The organism is Pseudomonas sp. Os17 (assembly GCF_001547895.1).
Classification (GTDB): domain Bacteria; phylum Pseudomonadota; class Gammaproteobacteria; order Pseudomonadales; family Pseudomonadaceae; genus Aquipseudomonas.
In genome coordinates this window covers 5,132,523-5,145,550 of record NZ_AP014627.1, presented here as the reverse complement: position 1 = coordinate 5,145,550, position 13,028 = coordinate 5,132,523, and the positions used below count along the sequence as shown (strand labels likewise).

Genomic DNA, 13,028 nt, shown 5'->3' with positions numbered 1-13,028 from the left:
GGGATTGTTCAGGTCGCGGTGATCGGTGTTGCTGATACTCGACTGGGAGAAGAGGGGGATGCTCTATGTAATGCTGCTCCCCGGAACCAGCTTGGCGGCTGATGCGCTGAGCGGATGGTTCCGCCAGTACATGACCATTACAGGGTTCCCAGCAGCAGCGTGAAGTTCGTCCTCGACTCCCCTGCCAATAGGACGGGCAGGGGCCTCATCAGGCCGATGAGGCCATTCAATGGTACGGGGACAGGACACTTCCCCACTTGTGTGATTTCAATCCGCTACTGGCGAGAACGCCGGCAACCCCTGCCAGGCAACCCCAGCCCACATGCCGCTGCCCGGCGTCAGCAGGCGGCCAAGGCTTGCTTCGTTGAACGCCTGCCCCAGTGAGTCAGCCCTGAATGCCGCTACCCACTGACTGCGTCCGAGCATGAAGGCTTTGCCGAAGTCTTCCCAGTCGCTGAAGCAGTCCTGGGCTCGCTGTGCGTTGAGGAGCAGGATCCGCCAGCCGCTCTCGGTTTCGATCCAGCCCATCAGCATTGCGCAACGGACGAAGAAGGCGCAGCGCACGCAGGCAAAGGCCATGGCCGCTCGTGGATCGTCGCTGGCGTTCAGGCCGTGCAGGTCAATCCGAAACCACTGGCGTTCCAGAGTGCTGTTCAAATGCTCACGGACTTCATCATCTGTGGCATTGCTGCGAAAGCCGATCTGATGCAGCAGTGGGGCCCTGAGAGTAGTTTTCGCCTGATCCATGAAGTGGGTGGTTTCGGGATCGAAGAAGCCCGTCATCCCGGTGGCGTCGACCATGGGTTGCGCCAGCGTCAACGCCCAGCGTTTGCGCGGGGTGAATACCACCAGCGAGGTAGGCGATTGGCGGCGGTAGTAGCGCCAGACCAGCCAGGCGCCGAAGGCTACTGCTATTACTGTCATCATTTGCGGTTCACCGATTCCTGGCCTGCCAGGCCGCTATTTCCTCCGCCTGGAGTGGGGACATATCTGTCCATGTCACCCCTTCGGTCCGGTATGACGGGGCGTCGGCGTGGGGTTGTGGCCAGGGACTTTTCTTGAAGATGTGCCGGGTGGCGTACTTGACCGACGGCGCTCGGGGCGCCACCTCCAGCAGCAGGTCGGACTGACGGGCCGCCACCAGCCACTCGACCATGGCCGAAGGAGCATCCAGCCGGTAGAACAGTTGCGGGTAGCGCGCCACCAGGCGCGTCTGGGTCTGGGCGTCGCTGACTTCCTCAATGCGCAGCCAGCCGGCTTCGGTGCGCACGATGCCGATGGCAATGCAGTCGGCCGGGGTCTGCAGGTCGGTATCCAGGGTATTGAGGAACCGCAGCAGGTCCTGAAAGTAGCGTTCGATAGGGGGACGGTTCTGCTTGCCTTTGACTTGCTCCACGGTCAATGCGCCATCCTCCTGGATGATCAGGCTGACGGTGATGTGGGGCTGGCCTTGGGCATCACGCAGGCTGAACACGCGCATGCTCTGTTGTTCCACGGCTTCGGCATAACGCTCGCCGTAGCCGCCGGTCAAGGCTCGGCGGTTGGCAAACTGCCCCAGGCAGTGGCGCATCACGTAGCTTTCGAAGGCCATTTCTGCTCGCAGCAACGGGCTTTGCGGGCGCAGCTCGACCCAGTTGTGATCGGCGCAGGCCAGGGTCAGATCCAGGGCGTCGGCCGAGCTTTGACGCCAGCCCTGCTCAACACGGGCTGCCATCTGTGCATGCTCTTTTTCCCACAGTGCCAGGGCCTGGGGGCAGGTGATGCGATCGAGCTTGCCCTCCAGTGCCGTGCCTTTGCGCGACGTCAGGAACTCCACGAGCACAGCCTCATGCTGCAGCAACTGTGGTTCCAGTGGGTCGATCCAAACCAAGGGCGCCACTGTGTTTGGACTTTCTTCGCTCACGGCTTTGGCCGCGGCCTTGAAGTGCCCGGCTACCCAGGCGGGCAAGGTATCGCTGCCCAGGGCGCTAGCGGCTTCCTCCAGGCTGAAAATGGGGCGCGCCGGCTCAAAGTTACCGACCAGATGTCGGTAGAAGTGATTGAGCAGCCAGCTCTGCACCGGCCCTTCATCGCCTCGGCCCTGACTGCGTTGAGCGATGCCGGCCTTGAGTTGGTCGGCATTGAGCAGATTGCGCGGGGCATAGCTGGAGGTGCGTGGGTCGGTGCCTATTTCCATATCTGCCACCAGCTTTTCTTGCCGACTGTTTGCGCCGGTGCCTGGAGCTGCGCCAGGAGCTGTTCGGTGCGGGCCCGGCATTTGATGTCGTAGTCATCTTCGTCATTGCACAGGGCCAGGGTGCGTGTGCAGTAGTCGATGGCTTCGGCGGTGCGTCCCCGGGCGTGGTGGAAGTCTACCGAGGAGGACATCACCGAGACTTCGTTCATGGCCAGGACCAGTGGTTCATAGCGCTGCCAGAGGCTGTCCGCATTATCCGGGTGGGCATGGGCCAGATAGCGCGCCAACTTGACTCGGGCAAACAGGGCTGAGCTGTCCAGTTGCTGGTCGCTGACGCCTTGTTCTTCCTGCCATTTGAGCAGGCGTTCGAGCCAGATGAGGATTTCGCTGTCGCGATCCAGCGAGTACAGGGCGTAGGCCACCGAAGCGATGTAGTCGTTTGGATCGTGGCGGCTGTAGCCGAATTCCGCCGAGTAGTGCCACAGCTGTTCTGCGGCTTCGACGATGCCGGGCTTGTCGTCCATGCGAATGCGTGCGCTGAGCAGGCCGTTGTAGTGTTCGGCGAACGAGCTGGCAGCGATGCCTCGCAGGTGCAGGTCAATCGCCTCCTCGTTGCGGTTCTGTTCGTTGTAGTAGCGATAGTTGATCGCCAGATTGTTGCAGAGCATGGAATACAGGTGGGCACAGGCGTCAAACGGGTGACCGCTGCCGCTGGCGAAGTAGCGTTCCATATGGGCCTGGCCCTGCTCGTAGGCATCTCTCTGTGCCTCGCGCAGCAACCAATAGGCCTGGTCGCGGGCTTCTTTGGGCAGTTTGTCGGCCTCGGCTTCCACCAGATCGTCGATGAACGCCGCGTAGTTGTAGCCATACATGCCGCTGGCCAGGATCGGCTTGGGTTGCTTCAGGGCCTCGATCACCCCCAAGTTCTTGACCTGCGCCGCAAACAGCGAAAAGGCGCTGCGGTTGTCCTGCATCCGTCCGGCCTGGATGGCCGCCTGCAGTTGGCTGGCCTCGCTGGCAGCATCGATCAGGCCGCGTTCAGCGTCATGCACGGCGGCCAGGCGCCGGATCCACGGGTGCTCGGGGGCACGGCGCAGGGCTTCGGCCCGTGCTGCGGCAAACAGTGGATCAAGCAACTGCGGATCCTCCATGGCTGCATGCAGCGCCGCGAGCAGCGCGGAGGCGCCCGCCTCGTTGGCATCGAGCTCTGGCAGTGCCGAGAGAAAGCTCTGCAGGACCTCTTCATTGATGCAAGCGCGCATCACGCAGATTGGCCACCAGGGGTTGTGATCCTCGGGGTCCTGCAAGCGGTTGAGGATCAGGCGCGCGGTGGCCGGCCACATTTCGGTTTGTCGCTCGTAGACATCGATGAAGGCGCGATGCCCAGCTTCCTCGATGCGTCCGGCTTCCATCAGCCAGGGCAGTTCATATTCGATGAAGTTGCTACCGCCGTCGGAGTCCAGGCTCAGGGCGGCGGCGTTACAGATCTTCAGGGCTCCGGCCAGGTCACCCTGGGCGTGCAGGGCGCGGGCGGCCAGGCGTGCGGTGCGCACCTCCCACTCGCGGCGCCTTGGCAGGGAGAGGTGGGCGGTCAGTTGGGCGATGGGTTGCTCGAACAGCGCCAGGCGCAAGGGGATGATCTCGATCAGCGCATTGCCCAGCCACAGCCAGTCGCCTTCGTCGATGTCCTGATCAGGCCCGGCGCTGCGCAGCGCATTGATCGCTTCCAGGGCGGCGCTGCGGGCGTCTTCATCACGCTCGTGATAGGTCAGGACGCGGGCGCGGCGCTGATACTGATCGGCGGCATCCCAGGCTCGCAGTGCCACGCGGGCAGGGTTGCTCAGAGTCAGGGCGTAGCGCACTTCGATGGTTTTTACTGCGACTTCGAGGCGGCCGCCCTCCAGTTCGTCGAAGATCCGGAAGCGACGGTAATGCTCGACATTGAAGTCCAGCGTTTGCGTGGCCATCTGGTTGAGCTGTTCGAGGACCTCGAGCAGGGTCGCGTCGTCATCCAGATAGCTGGCGACCCGCAGGCGCAGGATGGCCAGGTTCATCAACAGTTCGGCGCGCGCCGGCTCGGGCGAGGCCTGCAGCAGGACGTTGCCATCGTTCTCGATTACCGCCCGGGCCGCCGCTGAGTCGCCGGCCTGCATCCACAGGGTGTGCAGGCGGTCGATGGACGCCAGAGAGTCGGCCCGCAGGGGCTGTGCCTGCAGTTGGGCCAGCCAGGTATTGCCTTCCTGCTCCTGCTGTTGCGCCTCAAGGCGGTCCATGAACTGTTCCAGTTCGATGCCGGTTATCACGCTGCTGTCATGCGCCATCGTTAACTCCATTTGATAATGACCTGCGCATCCGGTGATGCACTGCCTGGCGGACCGGCATTGCCTCGTCGTGGGTACCGTCTTCGGGTGTCATGCCGATCCTTCGACACCCGGGTAGCAAGCCGGTGGCGCCTGCTACTGATAGACCCCCTGGCTCCGGCCGACCCTGCGCGCAGTGTCGGTATTCCAGGCCAAAAACGATCGAGGCTTCAAGGCGCAGCACGCTATCAGGTGATGTTTCGGAATCCAAGGTTTGCCCATGCAGCAACGCTGTTTTTCTGCGCAGGGCCGTCTAGGCTGGCAGCTGTTAAATCCTCTCGTGCCTCTATAAGGGATTGGCAAGTCCGGCCGATAACTTCAGTGGACAATTGTGTTCCCAAGCGGCGACCTGCATCACAGGTCGACTTGAAAGTGCTTGATAGCCTGTGGCCAGCAGCTATTATCTGCGCGCCAAAAACAGGCTGCGAAGCCGGGCGGGTCTTGCTGTCCCTGGATTGATCTTCTTACTTGCCTGGAATCTTCGATGCTGGCGTACCACCAAAAGAGCTTTTTGATCGTCGATGATTTCTCGGACTTCCGCAGTTCGGTGCGTTCGATGTTGCGTGAGCTGGGCGTCAAGGACGTGGACACCGCCGATAGCGGCGAACAGGCCCTGCGTATGTGCGCGCAGAAGCGCTACGACTTCATTCTTCAGGATTACCACCTGGGCGACGGCAAGAAAAACGGCCAGCAGGTGCTGGAAGACTTGATGCTGGAAAAGCTCATCAGTCACGAGAGCGTGTTTCTCATGGTGACTGCCGAGAGCAGCCAGGCAATGGTGCTCAGTGCCCTGGAGCACGAACCCGATGCCTACCTGACCAAGCCGTTCAACCGTTCCGGCCTGGCCCAGCGCCTGGAGCGTCTGCAGCAGCGCAAGACCCTGCTCAAACCCATTCTCCAGGCCCTGGACCGCGGCAAGCCGGTGGAGGTGCTCAATGCCTGCGTCGCCCTGTGCAAGCAAGACCCGCGTTACGCGCCCCTGTGCCTGCGCTATCGGGCCGATGCCTTGCGCGACATGCATCAGAACGAGGCCCTGGAGCGTCTGTACAACAGCATCCTGGCCGATCGGCCGCTGCCTTGGGCCTACGTCGGCCTGGGCCGCTTGCTGTTCAAGCGTGGACAGATAGGTGAAGCCAAGGCGGTGTACGAAAAAGCCCTGAAGACATTCCCGATGATGCCGGGGCTGTACGACGGATTGGCCGATGTGCTGGTGGCCGAAGGTGATACCAAGCGCGCCCAGAGCGTGCTCGAAGAGGCCGTGCGCCTGTCGCCGCTGGCGGTGCGTCGTCAGGCGTTGCTGGGCAAGCTGGCCATGGCCAACGAAGACTTTGACAGTGCTTCCAGGGCCTATCGCCAAGCTGTATCCCAGGGCGCCCAGTCGCGCTTCAAGGACCCGGAAAGCAACCTGGGCCTGGCCCATGCCCTGATCAGCAAGGGCAGCGAAAAGGGCCTGGACACCCGCACCCGCCTGGAGATCAATCAGACCCTGAGTGCGGTAGCCAAGGAAAATCCCACCGACCCGGGGCTGCAGATTCGTGCGCGTTTGATGAAAGCCACCAGTCTGCTGCTCAATGATGCGGAAACCGCGGAGAAGCTCACCGAGCAGGCGCTGATGCGTCTGGACGGCATGGAGCAGTTCATGAGTCCGGAAGCGGCATTGCTGGTGGCCAAGCAGTTGCAGATGCTCGGGCAGGCTAGTGCCGGCGCGACGATGTTGAAGAACTGTGCGGAGATCTACGGCGACGATCCGAAGGTCATGCAGAACATCGCCAAGCTCACGGACGATCCGACTATTCTCAGTTCGTCCAATGCGGCGGCCGACATCAACCGCCAGGGCGTGCGCAGTTACAAGGCCGGCAACCTCAGCGAGGCTCGCGAGTTGTTCCGCAAGGCCCTGGCCATGCAGCCGAAGAACATCAGTATTGCCCTGAATATGGCGCAGTCGCTGTTGCACGGCACAGACCCGAATACAGACGCGGCACTCCTGGAAGAATGCCAGGCATGCCTGAAAATGGTCGGCATGATGCCCGATACCGATGCGCGTTATCCGCGCTACCAGAAGCTGCGAAGCAAGGCGTTTGGCGAATGAACGAAGAGCAACAGGCGCTCGATTTTTCCACGGTGATCGCCTCCACCGTACACGACATGAAAAACTCCCTGGCCATGCTGATGCAGGCCCACGGTCAGTGGCAGGCTCGACTCTCCGAGGCGCAGCGCGCGCCCGAACAGGGAGTGATCGATTACCACTTCGCCCACCTCAACGGCATGCTGGTGCAGCTCCTGGGGCTGTACAAGCTGGGCGTCAATCAGTTGCCGTTGCAGCCGGCCTACCATGAGCTGGATGACTTCATCGAGGCGCAGTTGGTGAACCATCAGGATGTGTTCAAGAGTCGCGGCATCTCGGCCACTTATGAGGTCGATCCCTTGAGCCCCCTGGGCTTTTTCGATCGAGAACTGATCGCCTCGGTGCTGGCCAATTGCATCAACAACGCGCTGCGTTATGCCCGTCATGCCCTGTTGATCACGGTCAGTGACGAAGAGGGGCAGGTGGTGCTGTCCATCAACGACGACGGCGACGGCTACCCGCAGGCGCTGATCGAGCGCCAGGACGATTATGTCCAGGGCATCAATCAGAGCAGCGGCAGTACCGGGCTGGGGCTGTATTTTGCTGGGCGCATCGCCCAGTTGCACCAGCGCAATGGTGTCTGCGGACACACCCGTATCAGCAACGGAGGCCCCTTGGGCGGCGGGCTGTTCAAGCTGTATCTGCCTTGAGCGTCTTGTCAGTCCGGGTGCAGAAGAGGTTCTGAAAGGCCTGGCCTGGCCGGTCAGCGCTTGTGGGGGCTCTCTTTCTTCTACAGGTTCGTGCCGGACCTGGCTTTATGGGTTGTTCGCCGGGAGCGGGTCCGCTCCCGGGATTTTATTCTTGCCTGCTTGAAATCCTGAACGGGTGATGCGTATTTTGTACGGGTCGCCGTTCGCGGCTCGTATAACAACAAGGATTGAGTCATGACAACCGATGGCCACAGTTCACTCGCCGAGCGATTGACGGGCATTGATGAGATTGAATGCGTCACCGCGGATCTCAATGGCGTGCCGCGGGGCAAGGTGATGACCGCCGAGGGCTTTCTCGAAGGGCGGCGCTTGCAGATGGCTCGGGGGGTGCTGCTTCAATGCATCATGGGCGGGTATCCGCCGGCACGTTTTTACGGCAGCGACGACGGCGACCTGGCGCTCAATGCCGACCCCCGGCAGATTCACCGCCTGCCCTGGAGCCAGACGCCGCGGGCGCTGGCCATCTGTGACGCGGACGAACTCAGTGGTGAAAGTTCGCGTCTGTCTACCCGGGGCCAACTCAAGCAGGTGATCGCGCGTTATGCGGCCCTGGGCCTGGCGCCAGTGGTAGCCACTGAGCTTGAGTTCTTCGTGTTTGCGGCCAATGACGATCCTGCTCAGGCCTTTCGGCCGCCGGTTGGCCTGGATGGTCGACGGGAAGAGGGGTATTCGGCGTTCAGTGTCAGCTCCAACAACGGCCTGCGGCCGTTCTTCAAGGAAGTCTATGAATGCATGGCGGCCCTGGGCCTGCCTCGCGATACGTTCATGCATGAGATGGGCGTCAGCCAGTTCGAGATCAACCTGTTGCATGGCGATCCGTTGCTGCTGGCGGATCAGACTTTCCTGTTCAAGCACCTGCTCAAGGAAGTGGCGCTCAAGCACGGGTTGATCGTGGTCTGCATGGCCAAGCCGCTGGCCCGCACGCCCGGCAGCTCCATGCATATCCACCAGAGTCTGGTGGAGATCGGCAGTGGGCGTAATGTCTTCAGTGACGAGGCCGGGCAACCGACGGCGATGTTCCGTCATTTCATCGGCGGCCTGCAGGCCGGCCTGGCGGATTTCACGGCGTTGTTCGCGCCTAACGTGAACTCCTATCAGCGCTTGTGCCATCCTTACGCTTCGCCGAACAATGCCTGCTGGTCGCATGACAATCGGGCTGCGGGGCTGCGTATACCGGCCAGTTCACCGGTGGCGCGACGGGTGGAAAACCGCCTGCCGGGCGCGGATGCCAACCCGTATCTGGCAATTGCCGCCAGCCTGGCTGCGGGTCTGCATGGGATCGAGAACGAACTGGAGCCCACGGCGGCGATCCAGGGTGAGTTCGAAGTACCGGACAATTTGTCCCTGCCTTGTACCTTGCATGCGGCACTGGAGCGTCTGAAACGTAGTCAGTTGGCCAGGGAACTGTTCGGCACCGAGTTCATCGAAGGCTACATCGCTTCGAAGACCATGGAGTTGACCAGCTTCTTTGATGAAATCACTCCCTGGGAGCGGCGTGTGTTAGCGGCCCAGGCATAACCTAACCCGTCGCTGGCCGGGCCCCGATCTGTCCGGGGGCCGGCACCTCATTCAAGGAGCCGCTCGGAACGCCGATGCGCCAAATCTGGAAATCCTTTCGAGCGCTTTATTTCGCTTCGCTGATGATGTTGATCGGCTCGGGTCTGCTCAGCACTTATCTGGCCCTGCGCCTGGCTGCCGACCATGTCGATGGCCTGTGGGTGGGAGCCCTGATGGCGGCGAACTATTTCGGCCTGGTATTGGGCGGCAAGCTGGGTCATCGGCTGATTGCCCGGGTCGGCCACATCCGTGCCTACGCCACCTGTGCCGGGATCGTCGGCGCGGCGGTGCTTGGGCACGGTCTGGTGGACTGGCTGCCTGCCTGGCTGGTGCTGCGGATGATCGTCGGCCTGGGGATGATGTGTCAGTACATGGTCATCGAAAGCTGGCTCAATGAGCAGGCCGACGCCAATCAGCGTGGCCTGGTGTTCAGCGGCTACATGATCGCTTCTTACCTGGGGCTGGTGCTGGGGCAGTTGATACTGGTCATGCACCCGGCTCTGGGGCCGGAGCTGTTGATGCTGGTAGCCCTGTGCTTTGCCTTGTGCCTGGTGCCGGTGGCCATGACCCGGCGTATTCACCCGGCACCTCTGCACCCGGCGCCGATGGAGCCGCGCTTCTTTATCAAGCGGGTGCCGCAGTCCCTGAGTACCGTATTGGGCTCGGGCCTGATCGTCGGCTCGTTCTACGGCCTGGCGCCGCTCTACGCCTCGCAGCAGGGGCTTAGCACCGAGCAGGTGGGTCTGTTCATGGGCAGCTGTATCTTTGCCGGGCTGGTGGTGCAATGGCCGCTGGGCTGGTTGTCCGATCGTTATGATCGGGCCCTGTTGATTCGTTGTTTTGCCTTGTTCCTGGCAGTGGTGGCCTTGCCCTTGGCGGTGCTGCCGGCAGTGCCTCTGGAACTGCTGTTCGTCCTTGGATTCCTCTGTTCTCTGGTGCAGTTCTGCCTTTATCCGCTGGCGGTGGCTTTTTCCAATGACCATGTGGAAAGTGATCGACGGGTCTCGCTGACGGCGATGCTGTTGGTCACCTATGGCGTTGGGGCAAGCGTCGGCCCGTTGGTGGCTGGGGTGCTGATGAAGTTGTTCGGCAGCCAGATGCTCTATGCCTTCTTCAGTTTCTTTGCCCTGGTGCTGGTCTGGCGGATTCGACCGAAGGCGGTGACCAATCTGCATCAGGTGGACGATGCGCCGCTGCATCACGTGGCGATGCCGGACAGTATGTCCAGTTCGCCTCTGGTGGCGGCTCTCGATCCGCGGGTAGACGAGCAGGTGGTCCAGGATCAGATGCAGACCGCTCCCGCGCCTGACGCCACGCCGGCTGCAGAGCCCGATACGCCGCAAGCGCCGGATGAGGTGCCGCCCGAGGATTGCGCTCGGGATCACCTGAGCGGGGCCAGGCCCTAGAAATGCAAAACGGGCAGTCGCCGCAAGGCTCTGCCCGTTTTCAATGGTGTCTGCTGAATCAGAGGTCGTCTTTGTCGAAGCGCCGTGCTTCACGCTGCAACTGATAGACGAAGCGCTCTACCTGGCGCTGGACCAGGCCGCTCATGTTATGAAAGCGCACGCCGGCAAACGTGGTGTCGATGCGTTCTTCGTGGTGCAGATAGCGCAGCTCGACCGGGGCAGTCATGCTGCCGAAGGGCAGGGCGGCGATAAAACGTTCGTAGACCTGGCCCAGTTGCAGGCGCGAGGAAATATCGCCATCGAAGCGCAGTTTGCAGCCGGTGGCGGAGATATCCAGCAGCTTGCCGGTCAACGGGGACTTGAGTTTTTCGCCGCTCAGTTCGATATCCACCAACTGCGCCAATTTGAGTGCGGCACGGAAAGCGTTGCGGCGCTGATGGTAGACCACTTCGTCCGGCAAGGTGGTGCGGTAGCAGCGGCCGCCATTGGACTCGTCCAGGGTTGGCGTGCCATTGCTTTCCCAGGCGATGCGCACGCCTTCATGAAAGCCTTCAACACGAAACGGTTCGCCTGCCAGCAGGAAGCGCTCGCCGTCGCGGGGAATCATTTCATCGAGAGCAATCATGTTGCTGTCGCGGTCCACTTCCACCAGATAGCTCTGGAAACGCTGGCTGCGCTCATGGAAAGTGATGATCAGCGGGTCGTGGCTCTCTTGCAGCAACCGCAGGTTGGAGGAAATTTCCAACGCAGTGGTGAACACCTTGGGTGGCTGCGGAGCATCTTCCGCGTTTGAGGCGTTGAACACGGTTCATCAATCTCCAGACAAAATACAACTACACGCAGGAGCTGGCATTCTGCCAGCATGTTTCACGGCTTGGTAGCGCGCGCTCATTTTTGGGGTTTAAGCCTGACTGAGTGGGCGGGGCTTCGCAAGCATAGAGGTGGAGCCGCGGGCGTCATAAAGGGCTGGGGGTTCGCCGCCGTTGAGAATTTTCAACTGGTTGGCAGTGCTGGCCTGCTGAATCTGGATCGAGCGGCCATTGAGCTCGTTGGTGGCCTGGCAGTCGGCGAGCAGTTGGGTCAGTCGGCTGCCCTGCTCAAGCAGTTGATCGCCCACGCTCGAGTGACTGGCCAGTTGTTCAAGACCGGCACGATTGGTCGGCAGGTTAAGGCTGGCGAGGATCTCTGTGCGTTTGCGGCCATGCTGTTCCAGCAAAATGACCAGGGCCTGTTTCTGCGCCAGAATATCCTCCAGCAGCGGCATGTCACGGCCGTGCAGGGCTACGGATTCGGCTCTGAGCAGTTCCAGCAGTTGTTGCGCTGGAGCAAGGTCGTCGTTGATCAGTTGCAGTAGATTCGTGTCGTGCATGGCTGGCCTTGGGGATTAAGCGTCCAAAAGCCTGGCGCAAGCCTGGGGCTAGCGCTGGGCTTCGAAGTTGAGCAGTTTGCTGGCTACACGGTTGCTGTCGACCTTGTAGCTGCCATCGGCAATGGCTTGCTTCAACTCGGCCACTCGGGCCTTGTCGACAGCAGGCTGATCGCGCAGCTTGTCGGTGATTTTCTGCAACTGTTGAGCCTCATTGCTGAGGTGTACCGATTCCCCGCTTTTGCTGGTCTCGGCTGCAGTTGCCAGCGGCACGGACTTGCCGGCATCGCCGGTTTCCTTGCTGGTGCCGGTACGCGTACTGCCTGTCAGTAAAGGGGAGCTGTTTAAACGGCTGAAGTCGATGACCATGATGAAGAAAACCTCTGGGTATTTGGACGCTTGCCATGTTTTCGGCCATACCCTGAAAAACTTTAGGCTCGATTGTCGATAAGCCAACGCAGGGATCTGCGACCTCTGATTGGCCACAGTTTAGGGAACGAGCGAGTCGAGCGCCAGTTATCTACATGGCAACTTCCACCTGTCCAGGGGCGGTGACACGAGCCTTGATCACTCGTTGCGAATTCAGGTTCTTGACCCGAATCTGCTCGCTCATACCGCCGTTAGACAGTGCTTCTCCCGGCATTCGTACATTCAGGGTGCCGCTGCGTGCCGAGATCACTACGTGATCGCCTTTGCGCACCACCTCTGCCTGTTCCAGATGACCCAGGGTAACAAGTTGGTCGGCGACCATTGGTCGGACAAGTTTCTGACCAATGGCCTGGTCTACCGAGGTCAGGTAGCCCTGATTGCTCAGGCTGATGTCCCGCTCGCGCAGCACAACGTCTTCGGGCTCGATGATGCCGGCGCGTTTGAGCGGTCGTGAACTGGTGACCACTTCGCGGAACAGTTTGACCTGGGCCGGGACGAACACGGTCCAGGGCGAGCTGCCTTCGCAGCGTACCTTGACCGTGACCCTGCCCAGTGGCTGGGCAGGACTTTCCAGGCTCGCTGTCAATTCCTTGTCGCACGCCGGCATGCGCATACGGGGATCCAGCTGGTTGACCTGAATTTCGTAGCGTCCTTCCGTTTGACTGGTAGCCAGGTAGTCTTCTACCGTGAATTCAAGAAACCCTTGAGTGACGCCGATAAGTAGATCAGGCAGGGTGACCGAATCAGCAACGGCAGGGCCGCCAGGGTTTAAGATACACAACGCCGACAGCCCGCAGAGCAATGTGCGGTAGGGGGATGTCAGGCGTCGGAAAAATGTCGTTTTGGCGTTCATAACAGTTAAAAAGCAAGCGCCGTGCCGTTTAGCAATGAGCGTGCGT

Annotated in this window: 11 protein-coding genes; 4 read left to right on the top strand and 7 right to left on the bottom strand. The window is 61.1% G+C overall.

What is annotated here, in order from left to right; all coding sequences use genetic code 11:
* Positions 1–267: 267 nt before the first annotated feature.
* The 3 genes from POS17_RS22485 to POS17_RS22475 are packed head-to-tail and all read right to left on the bottom strand — an operon-like array spanning position 268 to position 4,497.
* Positions 268–927 (bottom strand): DUF1266 domain-containing protein, encoded by a 660-nt coding sequence (locus tag POS17_RS22485; protein WP_060840588.1) that lies wholly within the window; start codon positions 925–927, stop codon positions 268–270.
* A gap of 7 nt (positions 928–934) precedes the next feature.
* The gene (locus POS17_RS22480) at positions 935–2,176 is read right to left on the bottom strand and encodes a hypothetical protein (protein WP_060840587.1); all 1,242 of its coding nucleotides are present in this window, start codon (positions 2,174–2,176) and stop codon (positions 935–937) included.
* Complete coding sequence (locus POS17_RS22475; protein WP_060840586.1) at positions 2,167–4,497, bottom strand: hypothetical protein; 2,331 nt, start codon at positions 4,495–4,497, stop codon at positions 2,167–2,169. Before POS17_RS22475 ends, POS17_RS22480 begins: the two co-directional genes overlap by 10 nt.
* A 523-nt stretch (positions 4,498–5,020) precedes the next feature.
* Here POS17_RS22475 and POS17_RS22470 point away from each other — a divergent pair.
* The 4 genes from POS17_RS22470 to POS17_RS22455 all read left to right on the top strand — a co-directional run bounded on the left by POS17_RS22470 (position 5,021) and on the right by POS17_RS22455 (position 10,334).
* The gene (locus tag POS17_RS22470) at positions 5,021–6,625 is read left to right on the top strand and encodes a tetratricopeptide repeat-containing response regulator (protein ID WP_060840585.1); all 1,605 of its coding nucleotides are present in this window, start codon (positions 5,021–5,023) and stop codon (positions 6,623–6,625) included.
* Positions 6,622–7,311: a sensor histidine kinase gene (locus tag POS17_RS22465; protein ID WP_060840584.1), complete on the top strand. Its 690-nt coding sequence runs from the start codon at positions 6,622–6,624 to the stop codon at positions 7,309–7,311. Before POS17_RS22470 ends, POS17_RS22465 begins: the two co-directional genes overlap by 4 nt.
* A gap of 336 nt (positions 7,312–7,647) precedes the next feature.
* Entirely contained in the window at positions 7,648–8,889 is a 1,242-nt protein-coding gene (locus POS17_RS22460; RefSeq protein ID WP_173655956.1) for a glutamine synthetase family protein, read from the top strand.
* Between the two features lie 74 nt (positions 8,890–8,963).
* Positions 8,964–10,334 carry an MFS transporter gene (locus POS17_RS22455; RefSeq protein WP_060840582.1) on the top strand — a complete coding sequence of 457 codons (1,371 nt, stop codon included), beginning with the start codon at positions 8,964–8,966 and terminating at the stop codon, positions 10,332–10,334.
* A gap of 58 nt (positions 10,335–10,392) precedes the next feature.
* Here POS17_RS22455 and POS17_RS22450 read toward each other — a convergent pair whose 3' ends face one another.
* The 4 genes from POS17_RS22450 to flgA form a co-directional block, all read right to left on the bottom strand.
* Positions 10,393–11,139, bottom strand: coding sequence for a flagellar brake protein (locus tag POS17_RS22450; RefSeq protein ID WP_060840581.1), 747 nt, complete (start codon positions 11,137–11,139; stop codon positions 10,393–10,395).
* Positions 11,140–11,235: 96 nt separating this feature from the next.
* Positions 11,236–11,703 (bottom strand): flagella synthesis protein FlgN, encoded by a 468-nt coding sequence (locus POS17_RS22445; protein ID WP_060840580.1) that lies wholly within the window; start codon positions 11,701–11,703, stop codon positions 11,236–11,238.
* A gap of 48 nt (positions 11,704–11,751) precedes the next feature.
* A complete protein-coding gene (gene flgM, locus POS17_RS22440; RefSeq protein WP_060840579.1) occupies positions 11,752–12,069 on the bottom strand; it encodes a flagellar biosynthesis anti-sigma factor FlgM in 318 nt (105 codons plus the stop codon).
* A gap of 151 nt (positions 12,070–12,220) precedes the next feature.
* A complete protein-coding gene (gene flgA, locus POS17_RS22435) occupies positions 12,221–12,982 on the bottom strand; it encodes a flagellar basal body P-ring formation chaperone FlgA (RefSeq protein ID WP_060840578.1) in 762 nt (253 codons plus the stop codon).
* Between the last annotated feature and the right edge of the window lie 46 nt (positions 12,983–13,028).